The organism is Streptomyces sp. NPDC047042, from assembly GCF_040644035.1.
In the GTDB taxonomy this organism is placed as follows: Bacteria; Actinomycetota; Actinomycetes; order Streptomycetales; family Streptomycetaceae; genus Streptomyces.
In genome coordinates this window covers 127,780-148,404 of sequence record NZ_JBEYVP010000001.1, presented here as the reverse complement: position 1 = coordinate 148,404, position 20,625 = coordinate 127,780, and the positions used below count along the sequence as shown (strand labels likewise).

Genomic DNA, 20,625 nt, shown 5'->3' with positions numbered 1-20,625 from the left:
CCGGCCACGGTAGTCAGGGCGGTGGGTGCGGTTCAAGTTGTTGTCCCCAGCCTGTGGACAGTGTCGCGCCCCGGGTGCTGGTTTGACCGGATGGCGTAGCCCCGCGTACCGTGACCAGGTCGAGTTGTCGATGGCTGCTGCCGCCTGCCTCCGATGGGCATAGATCACGACAGTGCTCCCACCAGGGCACCTTCCAGTGATTGGTAGCGGTGCACTCGGGCGTAAGCGAGCTACTCGTGGGCGCACGGTGACAGCCAAGACGGCACCCCGGTACCTACCGATTCTTTCTGGAGCCCCCGAGTGAGCAAGCGCACCTTCCAGCCGAACAACCGTCGCCGCGCGAAGACCCATGGCTTCCGCCTGCGGATGCGTACCCGTGCCGGTCGCGCGATTCTCGCGAACCGCCGTGGCAAGGGTCGCGCGAGCCTGTCCGCCTGATCCTGATCAGGTCATGACGTCGTGCTGCCTACCGAGCATCGGCTGAGGCGGCGCGAGGAATTCGCGACCGCGGTACGACGGGGTCGCCGGGCCGGTCGCCCGCTTCTCGTCGTCCATCTTCGTAGCGGAACCACGGACCCGCACGCGCCTGGGGAGAGCGCTCCCCCGACGCGTGCGGGTTTCGTCGTCAGCAAGGCAGTGGGCGGTGCGGTCGTCCGTACGAAGGTGAAGCGCAGGCTTCGCCATCTGATGCGGGACCGAGTCGCCGAGCTGCCCCCCGGTAGCCTGGTAGTCGTACGAGCGTTGCCCGGTGCGGGCGATGCCGACCATGCACAGCTGGCCCGAGACCTGGACGCCGCTCTGCAGCGGCTGCTGGGAGGGGGCGCGCGATGAAGTATCCGCTGCTGGCTCTGATCAAGCTGTACCAGTGGACGATCAGTCCGCTGCTCGGGCCCGTGTGCAAGTACTACCCGTCGTGCTCCCACTACGGCTATACGGCCATCGACCGGCACGGTGCGGTCAAGGGAACGGCACTCACCGGTTGGCGCATTCTGCGGTGCAATCCGTGGTCGCTGGGCGGGGTGGACCACGTCCCGCCGCGCAAGCGTCCGCGGTGGCACGAAATGCTGCGCAACACCTGGCGTGCACGCAAGGGCGGGACCTCCGCCGCCGGCGCGGCCATCGAGGGGCAGAATCCTTCGAGCCCGGCCGCCGAGACCCCGTCCCATGTCCAAGGAGCATGATTAGTGGACACGATTGCCAGCATTTTCAGCTTCATCACGACACCCGTTTCCTGGGTCATCGTCCAGTTCCACACGGTGTACGGCGCGATCTTCGGCGACGACACGGGCTGGGCCTGGGGCTTGTCCATCGTGTCCCTGGTGATCCTGATCCGCATCTGTCTGATCCCGCTCTTCGTGAAGCAGATCAAGGCGACCCGGGCCATGCAGACGCTGCAGCCCGAGATGAAGAAGATCCAGGAGCGCTACAAGAACGACAAGCAGCGCCAGTCCGAAGAGATGATGAAGCTGTACAAGGAGACGGGCACCAACCCGCTCTCCTCGTGCCTTCCCATCCTGGCGCAGTCGCCGTTCTTCTTCGCCCTGTACCACGTGCTCAACGGCATCGCGTCGGGCGACAAGATCGGCGTCATCAACGACGAGCTGCTGGAGAGCGCGCGCAAGGCCCACATCTTCGGGGCTCCGCTCGCCTCGAAGTTCACCGAGAGCGCGTCGAAGGTGGAGGCGCTCGGTGCCTCCATCACCGATGTCCGCGTCGTCACGGCGGTCATGATCGTCCTGATGTCGGCGTCGCAGTTCTACACGCAGCGCCAGCTAATGACGAAGAACGTCGACACCACGGTGAAGACACCGTTCATGCAGCAGCAGAAGATGCTGATGTACGTCTTCCCGATCATGTTCGCCGTCTTCGGTATCAACTTCCCCGTCGGTGTCCTCGTCTACTGGCTGACCACCAACGTGTGGACCATGGGCCAGCAGATGTACGTCATCCGCAACAACCCGACGCCGGGCAGCAAGGCGCAGGCCGCCTACCTGGAGCGCCTGCTCAAGCACGTCACGCACCACGGCAAGACCCGCAGCCGCGGTGAGCGCGCCATCGTCAAGGCCATCGTCGCCAAGGGCCGCGACCGCAACGAGTTCGAGCGCAAGTTCATCAACGGTCTGAACAAGGCGGGCCTGGCGGCCCAGGCCGACGGCACGGTGACTACGGGCGTGAACCCGGAGGTCACCGAGACCGAGGACGGTACGCCTGTCACCGGTACCGCCAAGCGCCAGCAGCCCAAGCGCCAGAGCAAGTCCCAGCGTCAGTCGGGTGCCAAGCCCGCGGGCGGTTCCGAGCCGGACGCTCCCACGACCTCGCTGGTCAAGTCCGACAAGCCCGAGGACGCCAAGTCGGCCGGAGGGGCCGCCAAGCAGGCCGCCTCCAAGCCCGGTTCCGGCACCCGCAGCAAGGCCCAGTCCGGACAGCGCAAGGGCCCGCAGCGTCCCAAGTCCCCGTCCAAGAAGTAAGAAGGAGCCCATCCCGTGACGGAAGGCACCACCACCTCCGCCGCAGCCGAGGGTGTCGACACCCTGTCTCGCCTGGAGCAGGAGGGCGAGATCGCGGCGGACTACCTCGAGGGTCTGCTCGACATCGCCGACCTCGACGGTGACATCGACATGGATGTCGAGGCCGACCGCGCCGCTGTCTCGATCATCAGCGACGCGGGCAGCCGCGACCTGCAGAAGCTGGTCGGCCGGGACGGCGAGGTGCTGGAGGCCCTCCAGGAGCTCACGCGCCTTGCCGTGAACCGGGAGACCGGGGACCGCAGCCGGCTGATGCTCGACATCGCCGGCTACCGCGCCAAGAAGCGCGAGGAGCTCTCGGAACTGGGTGCCAAGGCCGCGGCCGAGGTCAAGAGTTCCGGCGAGCCCGTCAAGATGAAGCCGATGACGCCGTTCGAGCGCAAGGTCGTGCACGACGCGGTCAAGGCCGCCGGTCTGCGCAGCGAGTCCGAGGGCGAGGAGCCCCAGCGCTTCGTCGTCGTCCTTCCCGCCTGATCGGTACGTACGTCCCTCGGCCCCGTCTGTAGCGCAGACGGGGCCGAACTTTGTCAGCCTGTGGTTCCCGGCAGCTGTTGGTCCCCGGTTCGTCCCCCTGCGGTCCTCGACAGCTCCAGTCCCCTGATAGTCCTGGTGATCAGCGCCCAGTGCGCTCATGCGGTACGGAAGGACGGTCCCCCGTGACGGAGGCAGCGGAGCTCCCCCCGGCGCCCGAGCAGGCGCGTCAGGTGTTCGGCGATCGCTTCGCGGACGCGGTCCGATACGCGGAACTGCTTGCCGAGGCGGGTGTGCAGCGCGGTCTGATCGGCCCACGCGAAGTGCCCCGCCTGTGGGAGCGGCACCTGTTGAACTGTGCGGTGCTCTCCGAGGTCGTGCCGGAGAACGTGACGGTGTGCGATGTCGGCTCGGGCGCGGGTCTGCCCGGTATTCCGCTGGCGCTGGTCCGGGAGGACCTGAAGATCACGCTGCTCGAACCGCTGCTGCGCCGGACCAATTTCCTCAGCGAGGTCGTGGAGCTGCTGGGCCTGGACCATGTGACGGTCGTCCGTGGCCGTGCTGAGGAGGTCATGGGGTCGCTTCAGCCAGTCCATGTGGTGACGGCCCGTGCCGTGGCGCCGCTGGACCGCCTGGCCACCTGGGGCATTCCCCTGCTGCGTCCGTACGGGGAGATGCTTGCCCTCAAGGGGGACACGGCGGAGGAGGAGCTGAAGGCTTCGGCCACCGCGCTGAGCAAGCTCGGGGCGGTCGAGACGTCCATCCTGCAGGTCGGTGAGGGCGTGGTGGACCCGCTGTCCACCGTCGTGCGGGTCGAGGTCGGGGAGAGCCCGGGCGGAGTGCGGTTCGCGGCGAAGCGGGCCAAGGCTGCCCGGACCGGGCGGGCACGGCGGCGACGCTGATCGTCCCGTTCGTTGATCCGTCCTGACGACGAGCCGTACTCCACACAAGCTGTCAAACCTACGCATCCCGGAGTGTCGCGCTGCCGGGCAGCGCACGGCTGGGCATCTTGTTTCACGTGAAACGTCGCTCACTGCTGCACGGCATTATCAGCCGCGGCCGGGCCGCGGCCGCACCCCGCGACCGAAAGCCTCTCGGTTCACCCGCAGAGGTAACGGAGTTGTCCACAGAGGTGGATTTCTCCACAGAACCCCAGGCCTCACTGGTTCACGACCCCGAAGACATGGCAGGCTCTGTTCATTGCGAGCCTGAAGTCGAGGAGAGTGAATCCTTGCGGTCCAACGCCAACATCGCGGGACCGATGACCGATCCGGTCCCCGGTCCCCGAACCGAGTCGATCGGGGCGGATGTTTCACGTGAAACACCGCCCCCGATGGACGACACTCCCATTGGTCGTGCTGCCCAACTGGCGGTGGAGGCTCTGGGGCGGGCCGGCGAAGGCCTGCCACGGCCGGAGCGGACCCGTGTCATGGTGGTCGCCAACCAGAAGGGCGGAGTGGGAAAGACGACGACAACCGTCAACCTCGCCGCCTCGCTGGCCCTGCACGGGGCCCGCGTCCTGGTCGTGGACCTCGACCCTCAGGGCAACGCTTCCACGGCACTGGGGATCGACCATCACGCCGATGTTCCTTCCATCTATGACGTGTTGATCGACAGCAGGCCACTCTCGGAAGTCGTTCAGCCGGTCCCTGACGTCGAGGGCCTCTTCTGCGCACCCGCCACCATCGATCTCGCCGGTGCGGAGATCGAGCTGGTGTCACTGGTGGCCCGCGAGAGCCGGCTCGAGCGCGCGATCCAGGCGTACGAGCAGCCCCTGGACTACATCCTCATCGACTGTCCGCCCTCGCTGGGTCTGCTGACGGTCAACGCGCTGGTCGCCGGCGCCGAGGTGCTGATCCCGATCCAGTGCGAGTACTACGCGCTGGAAGGCCTCGGCCAGCTGCTGCGCAACGTCGACCTGGTGCGGGCACACCTCAACCGGGACCTGCAGGTGACGACGATCCTGCTCACCATGTACGACGGCCGGACGCGCCTCGCGTCCCAGGTCGCGGACGAGGTGCGCAACCACTTCGGCGACGAGGTGCTGCGGACGAGCATTCCGCGCTCGGTCCGTATCTCGGAGGCGCCGAGCTATGGACAGACGGTACTCACCTACGATCCAGGATCGAGTGGGGCCCTGTCCTATCTTGAGGCGGCCCGGGAAATCGCGCTGAAGGGTGTCGGCGTCAGCTATGACGCGCAGCACGCCCATATCGGCGCACAGAGCGAACAGAGCATCGTGGAGGGTATCCAGTGAGCGAGCGACGGAGGGGGTTGGGCCGTGGTCTCGGCGCACTGATCCCAGCGGCACCGACCGGAGACAGGCCGACGCCACCGGCGATGGGGGGCAGCGCCTCCACCTCACCGGCTGCGGTTCCTGTACTCACGGCCGAGCGTGGAGTGGCCGCGGCGAAGGTGGCCACGCTGCCGACTGTTTCACGTGAAACAGAGGATGCCTACGCGAACGAGTTCGGGGAGGCCCCGGCGCCTCCCATCGGGGCGCACTTCGCCGAGCTTCCCCTTGACTCCATCACGCCGAACCCGCGACAGCCGCGTGATGTGTTCGACGAGGACGCGCTGGCGGAGCTGGTCACCTCCATCAAGGAGGTCGGTCTCCTCCAGCCCGTCGTGGTGCGTCAGGTGGGTCCGGGCAGCTACGAGCTCATCATGGGCGAGCGGCGCTGGCGGGCATGCCGTGAAGCGGGCCTGGAGGCGATCCCCGCGATCGTGCGGGCCACGGATGACGAAAAGCTTCTGCTGGACGCACTGCTGGAGAACCTCCACAGGGCTCAGCTGAACCCGCTGGAAGAGGCGGCGGCCTACGACCAGCTGCTCAAGGACTTCCACTGCACGCACGATCAGCTGGCGGACCGGATCGGCCGTTCCCGTCCCCAGGTCTCCAACACCCTGCGTCTGCTGAAGCTCTCGCCGGCGGTGCAGCGCCGGGTCGCGGCGGGCGTGCTCTCCGCCGGGCATGCCAGGGCGCTTCTCTCCGTGGACGACTCGGAGGAGCAGGACCGGCTGGCTCACCGGATCGTGGCCGAGGGGCTTTCGGTGCGGGCCGTCGAGGAGATCGTGACCCTGATGGGCTCGCGGCCGAAGGCGGCCACGAGGGCCAAGGGGCCGCGGGCCGGTGCCCTGGTGTCTCCGGCGCTGAACGATCTCGCGGGCCGTCTCTCGGATCGTTTCGAGACGCGGGTGAAGGTCGACCTGGGACAGAAAAAGGGCAAGATCACCGTCGAGTTCGCCTCGATGGAGGACCTTGAGCGCATCCTCAGCTCCCTCGCCCCCGGTGAAGGGCCGGTCCTCCAGAAGAGTCTTCTGGACGACGACTCCGAGGACGCGGAGGACTGAGTCCTCGATCGGCTGCCAGAGCGGGCCGTGTTCCGGTACCCACCGGAACACGGCCCGCTCTTTGCTGTCAGTCGGTGTCGATGCCATCGCTTCGTGGATACGATGCGTCGGGTATGGCGCATCCACCTGGCATCACCTCGGAGTTGGGGAGGCGGGGTCCATGCGAACGGTGAGCCGCACCGGACTGGTGAGCGCGGGTCTGGGACTGGGCGCAGTCGGCGGGTTCGTCGGCAGTCTGCTCAGGGAACGGAGTGCTCTGACAGCCGCCCGCGACGCTGCGGGCGAAGGAAGCGAGGAACAGCCTTCATGGGGCGTCGGCTCGTACCGCTCACGCTGGACAACCTTCAGGACCTTCCCAAGCGCTGTCGCGCGTGTGTCTTCTGGGAACTGGATCCCGTCAGCGGGGAAGCCGCGGTAAAAGCGGGGACACCCGGACTGGAGAAGGAAGCGTGGATCTCGGCCGTGCTGCTCGACTGGGGTTCCTGCGGACGGGTCGTCTATGTCGACGACAACCCGGTGGGGTTCGTGCTCTACGCCCCTCCGGCCTACGTTCCCCGCTCCACGGCGTTTCCCACGAGCCCGGTCTCGCCGGACGCGGTGCAGCTGATGACCGGCTTCATCATGCCGGGCTACCAGGGGCAGGGACTGGGGCGCGTGATGGTGCAGACGGTCGCCAAGGACCTGCTGCGCCGGGGCTTCAAGGCGATCGAGGCCTTCGGGGACGCTCGCTGGAGGGAGCCGGCTTGCCTCCTGCCGGCCGACCATCTGCTGGCCGTGGGCTTCAAGACGGTGCGGCACCATCCCGTGCATCCCCGGCTGCGGTTGGAATTGCGGACGACCCTCTCCTGGAAGGAAGACGTGGAGTTGGCGCTCGACCGGCTGCTGGGAGCCGTGCAGAAGGAACCGGTCCTTCGGCCGCTCTAGAGGCCGCCCAGGGACGGAAACAGAAGTGGGCCGGCCCTTTCGGGTCGGCCCACTCGATGTTTCACGTGAAACATCGCCCACTGCGAGGACTAGCCGATGAAGTCCTCGAGGTCACGCACGATCGCGGCCTTCGGCTTGGCACCGACGATGGTCTTGGCGACCTCGCCACCCTGGTAGACGTTCAGGGTCGGGATGGACATCACGCCGTACTTGGCGGCGATGCCGGGGTTCTCGTCGATGTTGAGCTTGACGACCTCGATCTTGTCGCCGTACTCGGCGGCGATGGCCTCGAGCGACGGGGCGATCTGGCGGCACGGTCCGCACCAGGCGGCCCAGAAGTCCACCAGGACGGGCTTGTCGTTCTTGAGGACGTCCTCGTCAAAGGAATCGTCGGTCACGTTCTTCAGGGTGCCGGCCACAGGGGCTCCTTAACTCGATGCTGCGGTGGGGCGGATGGGGGTCAGACAGAGGTCTTCTCGGGCTCGGCCTGCTCCTCGTGGTCCGCCAGGGCGGCGAGGTAGCGCTCGGCGTCCAGAGCTGAGGCGCAGCCGGTGCCGGAGGCGGTGATCGCCTGCCGGTAGGTGTGGTCGACCACGTCGCCGGCGCCGAAGACGCCGCTCAGGTTGGTCCGGGTCGAGGGCGCGTCGACCTTGAGGTAGCCCTCTTCGTCGAGGTCCAGCTGACCCTTGAAGAGTTCGGTACGCGGGTCGTGGCCGACTGCGATGAACAGGCCCGTCACGGCCAGGTCGGACAGTTCGCCGGTCTTGAGGTTCCGCAGTTTCAGTCCGGAGAGCTTCGGGTCGCCCTGGATCTCGGCGACCTCGCTGTCCCAGACGAACTTGATCTTCGGGTCGGCGAACGCGCGCTCCTGCATCGTCTTGGAGGCGCGCAGGGTGTCCCGGCGGTGGACGATGGTCACGGACTTGGCGAAGCGCGAGAGGAAGGTCGCCTCCTCCATCGCGGTGTCGCCGCCGCCGATCACGGCGATGTCCTGGTCCTTGAAGAAGAAGCCGTCGCAGGTCGCGCAGAACGAGACTCCGCGCCCGCACAGGGCGTCCTCGTTCGGGAGGCCGAGCTTGCGGTGCTGCGATCCGGTGGCGACGATGACGGCCTTCGCCTTGTGCACGGTGCCCGCGGTGTCCGTGACGGTCTTGATGTCACCCGTGAGGTCGACGGCGACGATGTCGTCCGCCACGAGCTCGGCACCAAAGCGCTCGGACTGGGCGCGCATGTTGTCCATGAGCTCGGGGCCCATGATGCCGTCCTGGAAGCCGGGGTAGTTCTCCACGTCAGTGGTGTTCATGAGCGCGCCACCGGCGGTCACGGCGCCCTCGAAAACCAGCGGCTTCAGAGATGCGCGTGCGGTGTAGAGCGCCGCCGTGTAGCCGGCGGGCCCGGAGCCGATGATGATCACGTTACGGACGTCGCTCACGGCGTGTTTCCTCGTTTCTGGACGGCTTCGTCGACCGGTGGGAGCCTCTCTCAGAACTCTCACCCCACCCAACGGATCCTACGGGGCCCGCATTCCCGCTGTGTCCGGGCACACAGGGGCGCCGCTCGGGACGGGCGGCCCTGGAGGGAGGAGCACGAAGCGGTCGGCGCTCAGGAACGCGCGTAGGACCGCGTCAGCAGAACCTTGCCCGGAGGGGGCGACGGCTGATTCGTACAGGCCGAATCGACGACATAGGCGGTGACCCGAGTGCTGTCACCTGCTGCAGGTAGCACCACGAGGTAGGCGTCCGTGCCGTCGTAGGCGCCTTGCTTGACGCCGATGATCGAGGTGCCGGTCCGGCCGATGCCTTCCATGACGCAGTCGGGCACCGCTGTCGGAAGGTTCTTGACGAGACCCTCGTGTTCATTGGTCTCAGGCTCGTTGGTGTGGGACTCGATGCCCACCGACGGTTTTCCGCTCCGGGACCCCTTCTTGACGTCAGTGCCCTTGAGTAGTTCGGCGACCTGGCTCTCGATCTTCTGCCCGGCGAACGTGCTCGCGGCCTCGGGCTGCTTGCTGTCGTCTCCCAGCGTCGAGACCAGCAGTGAGCCGATGCCCAGGGCGGCGGCGGTGAAGACGGTGCCCAGGACGACGGTCCGGCGTCGCCCACGTTGCGCGCGGTCCTTGCGCCCCGGCCCAGTGGCCGCGTGCGCGCGGCCCGTGGGGCGGCTCGGGTGCCGGTCGGTGGGCGTCGATGTTTCACGTGAAACATCGACGCGCTCAATCTCGCTTGGGACCCCGGCCGGCATCGCGGCCTCGGCGGCGAGCGCCGCGCCGATACGGTCGGCGACGTCGTCGGGCATGTGCACAGGGCTCGGCACGGAGCCGAGGAGGCTGCGGATCTCCTCCAGGGAGACGTACACGTCGGCGCAGAGAACACATTCGTTCAGATGCCGTCGTACGTCCGCGGTCCGGGATGGTGTGAGCAGGCCTTCGGTGAGATCGGAGAGCTCCGTGACGTCCGGGTGCCCGGCCGGGTCGGTCGTGGATGTCACGTTCGCCCACCTCCGCCCTTCACAGCCGCTGAATCGCTTGGCCCTGCATCCGTTGGTTCCGCTGCGGGTGGGACGGATGTCCCCTCCGCCCGGTTCCGTCCGTCGCTCGATTCCTTGCCGTCACCGGATTTCTCCGGCCGGAGATGGGTGAGCAGCGGCAGCAGTCTGGCTCTGCCCCGGGCGCAGCGGCTCTTCACCGTCCCGGTGGGCACGTCAAGGACACGGGCGGCCTCCGCGACCGGGTAGCCCTGCATGTCCACCAGGACGAGGGCGGCGCGCTGGTCCGGTGGGAGGGTGCCGAGGGCTTCGATGAGCTGGCGGTGCAGATCGTTGCGCTCGGCCGGGGCCGACGCCGACTCGTGGGGCTCGAGCAACTGCTCCAGCCGTTCGGTGTCGTCGACCGGGGAGGTCTTGCGTGAGGCGGCCTTGCGGGCGCGGTCCAGGCAGGCGTTCACCGTGATGCGGTGCAACCAGGTCGTGACGGCCGACTGGCCCCGGAAGGTATGGGCGGCCCGGTAGGCGGAGACAAGGGCGTCCTGGACGGCGTCAGCGGCCTCCTCACGGTCCCCCAGCGTACGCAGGGCCACTGCCCAGAGCCGGTCCCGATGCCGACGCACGATCTCACCGAAGGCGTCGGGGTCGCCTTCTACATGCCGGGCAAGGAGGTCCTGGTCGCTTGTGTCACCGTATGCGTTGCCATCTGCCATCGGACCTCCTTTCCCTTCACTTCTCAGCTGCTCACTTTGACGTCCACGATCCTGCCGCGGAACTGTCCGTCGTCGACCTGCTTCGGCAGATCGGTCAACCAGACCAGAAGATAGCGGGACTTGAGGGCCTTGCCGGGCTTAAGAGTCACACTCGCGCCTGAACCTGCGGCCACCTTGTTGTAATCATCGAAGGACGTCGGTTCCGCACCGGTGTCTCCCGAGGCGGCGCGGAGTTCGACAGACGTGTCCCCGACGAAGGTGACGGTCACCTTTCCGACCTGCTGGACCTTGCCGAGATCGAGGATGACTCCGACGCCCGGCTTCAGATTTCCGAAGTCGGAGCTCGCGTAGTAGTTCGTCTCCCAGTACGTGTGTGGTGCGGTGTCGTAGATCTTGTCTATTTCGTCCGGGTTCTCGCCGTCAGAGCCGAAGGGGTCGAAATCGTGGGCACCTGCGATGGCGATGGGCTTGCTGACAGGCTTCGCCGGGCTCTTGTCCCCGCCGTCCGTCGTCTGCGTCTGGTCGGTGTCCGCGGATTTGCCGCCGCGTTCCATGAGCGCGTCCGCCAGTTGCCAACTCCCCAGGCCCAGTGCGGCGATCAGCAACGCCGACACAGCCCACTTCAGGGCCTTGCCGGTACGGCTCTGCAGCGGGGGCGGTGGGGTGGGCAGCACCTGCGTGACGCCCGGGTGGGGGGCCTGACGGCCGTACGAGCCCTGCTGGTACGTGGTGCGCTGGTAGTCCGGCGGAGCGGTGAACACCGGCTCGGGCGGGCGGATGCGGGGCATCTCGCCGATCGCCTTGACCAGTTCCTCGGGTGTGGTGCACGCGGACTCGTGGCGTGAGGCGGTGGCGCCGTCGTTGGCGAGCGCGCGCATCGCGAGCTCGGACAGACCGCGGTGGACGCCGGCCCGCACCTGGTCCGGCGGGATGAGGCCGACACCCTTGGGCAGCCCGGACAGGCCGTACGCGTCGTTCTCGTAGGGCCAGCGCTGGGTGAGGGAGGCGTAGAGCAGGGCGCCGATCGCCTCTGTGTCGGTGCGTTGCGGGGCGTCGGACGTGATGCCGCGCAACGCCGCGTTGACCGCGAGGCCGCGCACACGCCACTGGCCGGACGAACTCCGCAGGATGGTGCCCGGGGTCAGGCGCAGATGTGCGAGACCCTCACGGTGGGCGGCGGCCATCGCGGAGGCGATCTGACTGACCATCTGGTAGGCGTCGTGGGGCTCCAGCGGGCCGGCGGCCAGGAGTGAGGTCAGCTCCGTGGCGTCGGGCAGCCACTCGTGGACCACGTACACGAGGTCGTTCTCCTCGACGGCGTCGAGGACCTGCACGAAGCGCGGGTCGCCGAGCAGCGCCGAGGAGCGGGCCGCGGCCAGCACGGAACGCGCCCGTGAGTGGTCCGCGGGCAGGATGTGCACGCCGACGGCGCGACGAAGTTTCTCGTCGACCGCGCGCCAGCTGCTGAATCCGTCCAGACGGGTGACGCACTCCTCCAGGCGGTAGCGCCTGGCGAGTTTGTGGCCGCTGTGCAGTTCGGGCGGTGAGGCCTTTCCGGGACTCTCGGTCCCGCCGCTCCCCTGTGCCTCGTCGTTCTCCGTGTCCCGCTCCCGGTTCTGGGCCGCGCCGTCGGCCGTGGACTCGTCCGCCTGCGCGGTCAGCGGCTCGTCGCCGCTGTTGGCTGCCACGTCGACGGCAGCCGTGCTCCGATCCGCCACCGTCGCTCCTGCCTCCCCATCCTGTGCGAGCTCTCCGACGCCAAACCCAATTGTGCCCACACTCCGTCGCTCTGCACGACACGCGGTGGCCGACGATGGTTGTGCGCTTGCCCTCGACTCACCGTCCCAGTCGCCCGCGCACCATACCCACCAACGAGTTCAGTTCTTCAATGCGCATACGGCGGGCGGCGACATAGAAGACGACCAGCAGGACGGCGCCGCCGCCGAGCAGAGAGAGGAGCGAGCCGCCGACGCCCTGGCCGAGAGTGTGGCCGATGCCGTAGCAGGCGGCGCCGCTGAGCAGTGTCGCCGGTACCGAGGCGATGCCCAGCCGGGCGTAGGTCCGCAGGACGCGGGTGCCGTCGAGGTCGCCGTCGAGCCGCTTGCGCAGGCGGTTCCAGGCGACGCCCACGCCGATCGCGTACGCGAGTCCGTAGGAGGCGGCCATGCCGACCACGGCCCAGCGGGAGGGGAGCACGAAAAAGCAGAGGGCGGAGGCCGTCGCGTTGACGGCGGCCACGATCACCGTGTTGTAGAAGGGGGTGCGGGTGTCCTCGTAGGCGTAGAAGGCACGCAGGACGACGTACTGCACGGAGTAGGGGATCAGGCCGAGCGCGAAGGCCATCAGCATGAAGCCCATGTTGGTGGCGCCGGTGGTGCCCGAGGAGCCGAAGATCAGGGTGCACATCGGGATGCCGAGCGCCACGAAGCCGAAGGCGATGGGCACGATCGCGACGGCGGTGGTGCGCAGTCCCTGGGAGATGTCGTCGCGGACCGCGCCGCTGTCGCCCTCGTGGGCGGAGCGGGCCAGCCGCGGCAGCAGGGCGGCCATCAGGGAGACCGTGATGATGGCCTGCGGCAGGCCCCAGACGAGCTGGGCGTTGGCGTAGGCCGCGAAGCCGGTGCCCTTGATCTTCGGGTTCTCGCCGGTGGCGGCGGTGGCCAGCTGGGTGACCACGAGGGCGCCGGCCTGGTTGGCGAGAACGAACAGGACCGTCCACTTGGCGAGCATCGCGGCCTTGCCGAGGCCGTGGCCCTTCCAGTCGAAGCGCAGCCGCATCCTGAAGCCGGTCTCGCGCAGATACGGAACCATCGCGAGGGCCTGGACGACGAGGCCGAGCAGCACGCCGATGCCGAGGAGCCGCTGGCCCTCCGGCGGGATGGTGGTGACCTCCATACCGGAGTCCGCCGCGCTGCCGTACACCCAGATGAACGTGCCGAGGGTGACGATGATGACGATGTTGTTCAGGACCGGAGTCCACATCATCGCGCCGAACTTCCCGCGCGCGTTGAGGATCTGCCCCATCACGACGTGGATGCCCATGAAGAAGATCGTGGGCAGGAAGTAGCGGGTGAAGGTGACGGCGACCTCATTGGCCGCCGGATCGTCGGCGATCTCCACCGACAGGGCGCGGACAAGGAGGGGAGCGGCGAAGACGGCGAGAGCGGTGAGCGCGCCGAGGGCCAGCATGACGAGGGTCAGCAGGCGGTTGGCGAACGCCTCGCCGTTGTCGTCGTCCTCCTTCATGGCGCGCACGAGCTGCGGGACGAAGACGGAGTTGAGGCCTCCGCCCACGGTGAGGATGTAGATCATGGTGGGCAGTTGGTAGGCGACCTGGAAGGAGTCGCCCAGCATGCCCAGGCCGAGGGCGGACACGATCAGCGCGGAGCGGACGAAGCCGGTGAGGCGGGAGACCATCGTGCCCGCCGCCATGACGGCGCTCGACTTCAGCAGGCCCGCGGCCCGGCCACCCTTCTTGGCGGCCGCCGGTGGTGCCGCTGCTGACGCTTTGGGGGTGAGCTGCATCGTGGCGTCGGACGCCGGGGGCTGGATCCGTGGGACCGGGCCGTGGCCCGGGGTGGGCGAGGGGGACGGGCCGGGCACCGCCGGGGGCTCCACGGGATCCTGTCCGCCGCCCTGCTGTTGGTCGCGGAAGAGATGCGCGAAGGCGTCGGGCTCGTGTCGCTGTTCACCGGCCTGGGAGACCAGGGCGTCGACCCCCACGTACTGCGTGGTGCGTGGATTGTCGCCGTACGGCAGGTACTGCGTGGCCCCGTCCGGCTCGGGGGCCGGGGTCTGGGCCCACACCTGCGGGTCGGGGGCGTACGGCGACTGGGCGGGCTGTCCGTAGAGCGGGGGCTGCGGCTGATACGAGCCGGGAGGCGGCGGGGGGTGCGCGGCACGGTCGTAGAGCGCCTCGGCCACGGGGTCCTGGGCGGAGAGGTCCTGTGCCCGGTACGGGTCCTGGGTGTAGGCGTCCTGCAGGTACATGTCGGCGGGGGGCTGCGCCGGCACCTGGCCGTGCTCGGGCGGCGGGCCCTCGGGGTAGCCCGAGTCGCCCGCGCCCTGACCGCGGTCACCGTCGTACGGCGCGTTCATGGTTACCCCACCTCATCGTTCACCGGGCCCACCGGCCACGACATAGCTCAACGGTCCACTCTCTCACCCGTTCCGGAGGGGTCGGTGCTTTCCGCAGCGGTGTCCGGCGTCGGGTCACTCGGCTGCTGCGGGGCTTCTGCCCGCGATGCCGGGGCGGATTCCCCCTGCGGACGGCTCTCGGGGCTGTCGTGGGTTTCGCTGTCGCCGGCGTTCTCGTCCGTGGCCTCGTCCTCGTTGCCCGGGGGCTCCTCGGCGCGTCGGGCGGCGGCGCGCTTGCGCTGGGTGTACATGCGCAGGCCGGCGAGTACGAGCAGCAGGAAGCCGCCGCCGATCACCAGCATCGCCATGGCCGTGAACTCGGTGACCCGAACCTCGAAGGACACCGGAGCGCCGTACTTCTGACCGTCCTTCGTGTACAGCTGGGCGGTCACCGTGATCGGGCCGTTGGCGTTGGACGTCGTGGTGAACTTCACCGACTGGCTGTGCCCGCCGGAGACCGCGACGGACTGCTCCTGGTAGTCGTCGTTGCCGATCTTGAGTCGGGTCGGGTTCGTCGAGGTGACCCGCAGCACGAGGTTGTCGACGGGCTGAACGAGGTTGTTCTGGACGGTCACCGGGATGGTGGCGCTGCCGCCGGACAGCTTCGTCTCGGACTTGTCGATCAGTTTGACCTGCTCGGTGAGCTCGTCGAGGTACGACTTCACGCTCTCGCGGAAATCGTGGGCCTCGCTGGACCGGCCGCGCCAGGACGTGGCCATCTCACTGTTGATGGCCCGGCCGAAGGGGGTCTCCACACGGGTCTTGTCGGTGAGGATGATCTTGAATTTGTCGAGCTCGCCCTGTGTGGCCGCGATCCGGGCGAAGGCCGACTCAGGGACCTGCTGCCTGCGCAGTGCGGCGGGGTAGGAGGACGCGGCAGGCACTTTGGTGTTGGCGCCCGGGTCCGGCTTGGTGTCCGCGGTCGCGGTGAGTTCCTGGGGCTGGGACCAGGTCGAGTTCTGGAGGTCGCTGATCGCCTTCGCCATCGTCTGGGCCTGGCTCGCGGACGGCATGCGCTGCGGAGCCACGACGACGGTGCGCTGCTTGTTCGACTGGAGGGTGGCCGTGAGGCTCTGGGCGAGGAATCTCTGCACCGAGAGCGTGGCACTGCCGGCGTTCGTCATGTCGCCCTGGAAGGCCGTGGACAGTCGCATGTCCGCGACCACCGCCGTGGTGCCGCCACCGATGGGCCGGGCCGCGGAGGGCGTGTACGGCAGGTCGCCGGTCTCCTTCAGGCTGTCGCTGCGCACGATCACCTTGTCGGCACCCGCCGAGGTGGCGATCTTGACGATCGACGGGTCGACGGCACCACTCGCCGGCCATGCGAAGTCGGTGCTCGGCGTGATGTGGAGGATCGTCTCGACGGTGGTGGCGGCGACGTCCGTGGCGTTCTTGAGGTGGTTCAGCGTGCCGGTGACGTTCTTGCCGTTGTGCGCGATAGAGGCGAGGTCGGGGTCGGCGAAGGGAAGGGCGACGACCTCCTTGCCCGCGACCGCGTCCTGGAGTTCGGCGAGCCACTGTTTGGCGACCGCCTGCCCCGTGCCGGGTGTGTTGGTACCGTCCGCGTTCTGGATGCCGTAGCTGCCGATCATCGCGTCGACGGAGGCCAGCAGGTCGGGGTCGATCACCCAGGTGACGTCGAGGTTCCGGCCCAGGGAGAGCATCTGCTCGAGGCGTCCGCCCGGGGAGATCTCCGCGGTGAGGTCGTCGTTGAGGAAGACAGGCGTCTGCTGCTCTCCCGGTCCGGTCTCCGCCGTCATGTGCACCGTGGAGATCAGCGGCCACAGATACGTCGTCCGCGTCCTCGTGTCCGCCTCGTCGGGCTGCCACGGCAGGAACGTCCGCTGGATCCCGAGCACGTGCTCGTACGGTTCCGCGGCGGTCTCGCCGGACAGGGAGACGCCGATCTGGTAGACGCCGTCCTGGCCGAGTTCCAGCTTGTCGATCGGTACGGAGAGGGTGAACGGCTGGGCGACGCCCGGGGTGAGCGTCGGGAACTTCTCGACGTACTTGCCGCCGATCTCCGTTCCGTCCGCGCCGGGTACGTAGTCGGTGCGCGCGGCGACGTCGTCGATCGCCGACCGGGTGGTCAGCCTCTGTCCCACGCGCAGGTCCACATGCGCGGACGTGACTGCCCGCTTGCCCTTGTTCAGCACCGTGCCGGACACGGTCAGGGTGTCCCCGTCCGTGGGGGCGCTGGGGGTGAGCGAATCGACGGAGACGACCACTGGATCCGAGGTGGCGGCATACGCGGGCTGTCCGGCGGGGAGCTGGAGCAGACCGGCCAGGAGGGGCGCCCCCGCGAGCAGCATCCCGGCTCGCCGGAACCACCGGCGCGCGGGAGAGGGAGTCAGCCCCGGGAAGTCTGCCGCCTCGGCCACGCGTTCGCCCGTCCCTAGTCGTCAGTGGTCGTCGGAATGTGCGTCCACGCATGGTAACGATGCGCGCTGAGGGGAAGTGCCGCGGACTGGTCCACAAGATCGTGGAACACCGGTCGACTGTCCCCTATGTGCGTGTATTGAGGGAGGAGTCCCCTGAAGAGCCCCGGCGGAGCGCGTGGACGTTTTATGGAGGCGCGGGCCGTCGCCCGGGCCACGTACCCTTTTCTGTTGTGCCGAACGCCAACGAAGACAATGCCAGCGCCCTGAGCCAGGCCCAGCAACAAGCCGTGAGTGAGCTGCTGCGGGTGGCTCCGGTCGCTGACGACCTCGCCCGCCGTTTCCAGGAGGCCGGGTTCTCGCTCGCCCTGGTCGGCGGGTCCGTCCGGGACGCGCTGCTGGGCCGGCTCGGCAACGACCTGGACTTCACGACCGACGCCCGGCCCGAGGACGTACTGAAGATCGTCCGGCCCTGGGCGGATTCCGTGTGGGACGTCGGGATCGCCTTCGGCACGGTCGGCGCACAGAAGGACGCCCGCGTCGGAGACGCTGATCGACACTTCCAGATCGAGGTGACGACGTATCGGTCGGAGGCGTACGACCGGACCTCGCGCAAGCCCGAGGTGTCGTACGGCGACTCCATCGAGGAGGACCTCGTTCGGCGCGACTTCACGGTGAACGCGATGGCCGTGGCGCTTCCGGAAAAGGTGTTCATCGATCCGCACGGCGGACGTGAGGACCTGGCGAGGCGGGTACTGCGCACACCGGGCACGCCCGAGGACTCCTTCTCGGACGACCCGCTGCGGATGATGCGGGCCGCCCGGTTCGCCGCCCAGCTCGACTTCGAGGTGGCGCCCGAGGTCGTCGCCGCCATGACGGACATGGCTGGGCGCATCGAGATCGTCTCGGCCGAGCGGGTACGGGACGAGCTGAACAAGCTGATCCTTTCCGCGCACCCGCGCAAGGGCCTGACACTGCTCGTGGACACCGGCCTGGCCGGTCATGTCCTGCCCGAGCTGCCCGCGCTGCGCCTGGAGCGCGACGAGCACCACCGGCACAAGGATGTCTACGAGCACACGCTGATCGTTCTGGAGCAGGCGATCGAGCTGGAGACGGACGGCCCCGACCTCGTTCTGCGGCTGGCCGCGCTGCTGCACGACATCGGCAAGCCCCGCACACGGCGCTTCGAGGAGGACGGGCGGGTCTCGTTCCACCACCATGAAGTCGTCGGGGCGAAGATGACCAAGAAGCGGATGACGGCGCTCAAGTACTCCAACGAACTGGTGAAGGACGTCTCGAAGCTGGTCGAACTCCACCTGCGCTTCCACGGCTACGGCACCGGCGAATGGACGGACTCGGCGGTCCGCCGCTACGTCCGGGACGCGGGCCCCCTCCTCGACCGCCTCCACAAGCTGACCCGCTCGGACTGCACCACGCGGAACAAGCGCAGGGCCACGGCACTCTCACGGGCGTACGACGGCCTCGAGGAGCGCATCGCCCAGCTCCAGGAGCAGGAGGAACTGGACGCGATCCGCCCCGACCTCGACGGCAACCAGATCATGGAGATCCTGGGCGTCGGACCGGGGCCGGCGATCGGGCAGGCGTACAAGTTCCTGCTGGAGTTGCGGCTGGAGAACGGGCCGATGGAGCCCGAGGCAGCGGTGGCGGCACTCAAGGAGTGGTGGGCCGAACAGGGCTGAGGCGTGAAACGGTGCGATGTTTCACGTGAAACATCGCACCGGAATGCACGGCGGGCGGTGTTTCACGTGAAACACCGCCCGCCGTGCGTATGCGTCCCGCGTCTGGCTCAGACTTCCTTCAGGCAGAGCACGACGTCGTGGTTGCTGCCCTGCTGGTAGTAGGAGATCGTGGCCTCTTTGACGGCCTCGCACTTGTTGGCGTCACTGGTGTTGTCGAACTTCTCGACGACCTTGAACTGGGCGTCCTTGGAGGTGCAGTCGACCTCGTTGAGGTCGGCGTCATTGTCCGTACCGTCGTTGTGCATGCACGCACCCACCGACGTCGTCTCCGCGTCGCTCTGGCTGAAGTACCACTTGCCGCCGGCGATGGCTATCGCGACCACGATGAACACGCCTATGCGCAGCAGCTTCTTGCCGAAGCGGTTGGCCGGCGCGGGCGGCGGGACCGGAACTCCCTGGAACGGCGCACCCTGGTGCGGCGGGTACGGCTGCTGGGGCGCCGTCGGGTCGACGGGAGCAGGAGTGTTCGGGTTCTGGTCCTGCGGCGGAGTGGTCACTTGGGAGTCCCCCCTGGGTATGGGCGTGCTTGGTGTGAAGTAAGACGCACGTAAATTACCGGGACCCACTGACAACTCTGTACCGCAGAGAGGCTCTGTGGCCTTCATGTGACACTTACTGACGTTCAAAGCGGGCCATAGCCGCTGCAATTGCCCCGTAGATAACGGCGATTGTGACCAAGAGAGGGACCGATCGACCGTCGGAGGGGAGCATCAGGGCTGCCACACCGGCCGCACCGACGAAGGCGACGTTGAACAGGACGTCGTAGACGGAGAAGATCCGGCCGCGGAAGCCGTCGTCGACGGAGGACTGGACGATCGTGTCCGTGGCGATCTTCGAGCCCTGGGTGACGAGTCCCAGAACGAACGCCGCGATCAGCATGGGTGCCTCGGCGAACGCCAGCCCGAGGCCCGGCACCAGGACCGTCGCCGCCGCGGCGCAGACCACGATCCATCCGCCGGGACCGAGTCGTCCGGCGGCAGCCGGCGTGATCACGGCAGCGACGAAGAAGCCCGCCCCGGAGATGCCCACGGCGAGGCCCAGCAGGGCCAGCCCGTCGTCCGAGCCGTCGGACCAGGCGTACCGGCAGAGCATCAGCACCATGACCGTCAGGGCGCCGTAGCAGAACCGCATCAGCGTCATCGCCGCCAACGACCAGGCGGCCTCCCGGCGTTCCGGCTCGGTGAGATGCCGTACGCCTGCCGCCAGGCCGCGAGCGGTTCCGGTGAGCGCTGCCCCCAGCCGGGGCTGCACCAATTCAGGGTCGGGACCGAGCAGCGCCGGATCGAGACGGAGGGAGGCGAGTGCCGCGCAGAGGTAAAGCGCCGCGCCCAGCAGGACCACCGCGGCGTCCGAGTCGGAAGCCACCAGCCGTACGACGAAGGCCAGTCCGCCGCCCGCCGTGGCGGCGAGCGTGCCGGCCGTCGGGGAGAGCGAGTTGGCGATCACCAGCCGGTCGTCGTCGACCACGCGCGGCAAGGACGCAGAGAGCCCCGACAGCACGAAGCGGTTGACGGCGGTGACGCAGAGGGCGGAGACGTAGAAGAGCCAGTCGGGGACATGGCTCAGCATCAGGACGGCCGTCACGCATGCCAGCAGGGCGCGCAGCAGGTTGCCGTAGAGGAAGACCTGGCGGCGCCGCCAGCGGTCCAGCAGGACGCCCGCGAAGGGGCCGACCACGGAGTAGGGCAGCAGCAGGACCGCCATCGCGGAGGCGATCGCGGCCGGCGAGGTCTGCTTCTCCGGCGAGAAGACGACGTACGCGGCGAGCGCGACCTGAAAGACGCCGTCGGCGCCCTGGGAGAGCAGCCGTACGGCGAGCAGGCGTCGGAAGTTCCTCAGACGCAGGAGTACCCGCAGGTCACGCACGACAGCCATGGGGCAA

19 protein-coding genes are annotated in these 20,625 nt (G+C 68.2%); 10 read left to right on the top strand and 9 right to left on the bottom strand.

Features of this window, described 5'->3' with window-relative positions:
* Positions 1-300 precede the first annotated feature (300 nt).
* The 9 genes from rpmH (at position 301) to ABZ855_RS00635 (ending at position 7,274) form a co-directional block, all read left to right on the top strand.
* Positions 301-438, top strand: coding sequence for a 50S ribosomal protein L34 (rpmH, locus tag ABZ855_RS00675; RefSeq protein ID WP_006381191.1), 138 nt, complete (start codon positions 301-303; stop codon positions 436-438).
* A gap of 21 nt (positions 439-459) precedes the next feature.
* The gene (rnpA, locus tag ABZ855_RS00670; protein WP_319206161.1) at positions 460-831 is read left to right on the top strand and encodes a ribonuclease P protein component; all 372 of its coding nucleotides are present in this window, start codon (positions 460-462) and stop codon (positions 829-831) included.
* Positions 828-1,181 carry a membrane protein insertion efficiency factor YidD gene (yidD, locus tag ABZ855_RS00665; RefSeq protein WP_307627715.1) on the top strand — a complete coding sequence of 118 codons (354 nt, stop codon included), beginning with the start codon at positions 828-830 and terminating at the stop codon, positions 1,179-1,181. The genes rnpA and yidD overlap by 4 nt, the downstream gene beginning before the upstream one ends.
* 3 nt (positions 1,182-1,184) lie before the next feature.
* The gene (yidC, locus tag ABZ855_RS00660) at positions 1,185-2,468 is read left to right on the top strand and encodes a membrane protein insertase YidC (RefSeq protein ID WP_360798642.1); all 1,284 of its coding nucleotides are present in this window, start codon (positions 1,185-1,187) and stop codon (positions 2,466-2,468) included.
* A gap of 15 nt (positions 2,469-2,483) precedes the next feature.
* The gene (locus tag ABZ855_RS00655) at positions 2,484-2,999 is read left to right on the top strand and encodes a R3H domain-containing nucleic acid-binding protein (protein WP_053745998.1); all 516 of its coding nucleotides are present in this window, start codon (positions 2,484-2,486) and stop codon (positions 2,997-2,999) included.
* Between the two features lie 182 nt (positions 3,000-3,181).
* Positions 3,182-3,898, top strand: a complete 717-nt coding sequence (rsmG, locus tag ABZ855_RS00650) for a 16S rRNA (guanine(527)-N(7))-methyltransferase RsmG (protein ID WP_360798637.1) — start codon at positions 3,182-3,184, stop codon at positions 3,896-3,898.
* A 281-nt stretch (positions 3,899-4,179) separates the two neighbouring features.
* Positions 4,180-5,253, top strand: a complete 1,074-nt coding sequence (locus ABZ855_RS00645) for a ParA family protein (RefSeq protein WP_330293759.1) — start codon at positions 4,180-4,182, stop codon at positions 5,251-5,253.
* Complete coding sequence (locus ABZ855_RS00640) at positions 5,250-6,350, top strand: ParB/RepB/Spo0J family partition protein (RefSeq protein WP_360798634.1); 1,101 nt, start codon at positions 5,250-5,252, stop codon at positions 6,348-6,350. The genes ABZ855_RS00645 and ABZ855_RS00640 overlap by 4 nt, the downstream gene beginning before the upstream one ends.
* A gap of 306 nt (positions 6,351-6,656) precedes the next feature.
* A complete protein-coding gene (locus ABZ855_RS00635; protein WP_360798630.1) occupies positions 6,657-7,274 on the top strand; it encodes a GNAT family N-acetyltransferase in 618 nt (205 codons plus the stop codon).
* An 89-nt stretch (positions 7,275-7,363) separates the two neighbouring features.
* Here the strand turns inward: ABZ855_RS00635 and trxA are convergent, their stop codons facing one another.
* The 7 genes from trxA to ABZ855_RS00600 form a co-directional block, all read right to left on the bottom strand.
* Positions 7,364-7,693 (bottom strand): thioredoxin, encoded by a 330-nt coding sequence (trxA, locus tag ABZ855_RS00630; RefSeq protein ID WP_006374396.1) that lies wholly within the window; start codon positions 7,691-7,693, stop codon positions 7,364-7,366.
* A 41-nt stretch (positions 7,694-7,734) separates the two neighbouring features.
* Entirely contained in the window at positions 7,735-8,706 is a 972-nt protein-coding gene (gene trxB, locus ABZ855_RS00625) for a thioredoxin-disulfide reductase (protein ID WP_360798626.1), read from the bottom strand.
* A 170-nt stretch (positions 8,707-8,876) separates the two neighbouring features.
* Positions 8,877-9,761, bottom strand: coding sequence for a hypothetical protein (locus ABZ855_RS00620; RefSeq protein ID WP_360798623.1), 885 nt, complete (start codon positions 9,759-9,761; stop codon positions 8,877-8,879).
* The gene (gene sigM / locus ABZ855_RS00615; RefSeq protein WP_360798620.1) at positions 9,758-10,468 is read right to left on the bottom strand and encodes an RNA polymerase sigma factor SigM; all 711 of its coding nucleotides are present in this window, start codon (positions 10,466-10,468) and stop codon (positions 9,758-9,760) included. Before sigM ends, ABZ855_RS00620 begins: the two co-directional genes overlap by 4 nt.
* Before the next feature lie 23 nt (positions 10,469-10,491).
* Positions 10,492-12,186 (bottom strand): protein kinase family protein, encoded by a 1,695-nt coding sequence (locus ABZ855_RS00610; RefSeq protein WP_360798617.1) that lies wholly within the window; start codon positions 12,184-12,186, stop codon positions 10,492-10,494.
* Between the two features lie 118 nt (positions 12,187-12,304).
* Positions 12,305-14,566 carry a murein biosynthesis integral membrane protein MurJ gene (gene murJ / locus ABZ855_RS00605; RefSeq protein WP_360798614.1) on the bottom strand — a complete coding sequence of 754 codons (2,262 nt, stop codon included), beginning with the start codon at positions 14,564-14,566 and terminating at the stop codon, positions 12,305-12,307.
* A 47-nt stretch (positions 14,567-14,613) separates the two neighbouring features.
* The gene (locus ABZ855_RS00600; RefSeq protein ID WP_360798611.1) at positions 14,614-16,986 is read right to left on the bottom strand and encodes a DUF6049 family protein; all 2,373 of its coding nucleotides are present in this window, start codon (positions 16,984-16,986) and stop codon (positions 14,614-14,616) included.
* Positions 16,987-17,216: 230 nt separating this feature from the next.
* Between ABZ855_RS00600 and ABZ855_RS00595 the strand changes: the two genes are divergently transcribed.
* A complete protein-coding gene (locus tag ABZ855_RS00595) occupies positions 17,217-18,683 on the top strand; it encodes a CCA tRNA nucleotidyltransferase (RefSeq protein WP_360798608.1) in 1,467 nt (488 codons plus the stop codon).
* A gap of 107 nt (positions 18,684-18,790) precedes the next feature.
* Here the strand turns inward: ABZ855_RS00595 and ABZ855_RS00590 are convergent, their stop codons facing one another.
* Positions 18,791-19,240: a hypothetical protein gene (locus ABZ855_RS00590; RefSeq protein ID WP_360798605.1), complete on the bottom strand. Its 450-nt coding sequence runs from the start codon at positions 19,238-19,240 to the stop codon at positions 18,791-18,793.
* 115 nt (positions 19,241-19,355) lie between these two features.
* The gene (locus ABZ855_RS00585; protein WP_360798602.1) at positions 19,356-20,618 is read right to left on the bottom strand and encodes an MFS transporter; all 1,263 of its coding nucleotides are present in this window, start codon (positions 20,616-20,618) and stop codon (positions 19,356-19,358) included.
* Positions 20,619-20,625: the final 7 nt, after the last annotated feature.

What these genes read in the sequence shown, in the direction of transcription:
- yidD (WP_307627715.1), top strand. Translation starts at nt 828, where the DNA reads ATGAAGTATCCGCTGCTGGCTCTGATCAAGCTGTACCAGTGGACGATC.
- ABZ855_RS00645 (WP_330293759.1), top strand. Translation starts at nt 4,180, where the DNA reads ATGGCAGGCTCTGTTCATTGCGAGCCTGAAGTCGAGGAGAGTGAATCC.
- ABZ855_RS00635 (WP_360798630.1), top strand. Translation starts at nt 6,657, where the DNA reads ATGGGGCGTCGGCTCGTACCGCTCACGCTGGACAACCTTCAGGACCTT.
- sigM (WP_360798620.1), bottom strand. Translation starts at nt 10,468, where the DNA reads ATGGCAGATGGCAACGCATACGGTGACACAAGCGACCAGGACCTCCTT.
- murJ (WP_360798614.1), bottom strand. Translation starts at nt 14,566, where the DNA reads ATGAACGCGCCGTACGACGGTGACCGCGGTCAGGGCGCGGGCGACTCG.
- ABZ855_RS00585 (WP_360798602.1), bottom strand. Translation starts at nt 20,618, where the DNA reads ATGGCTGTCGTGCGTGACCTGCGGGTACTCCTGCGTCTGAGGAACTTC.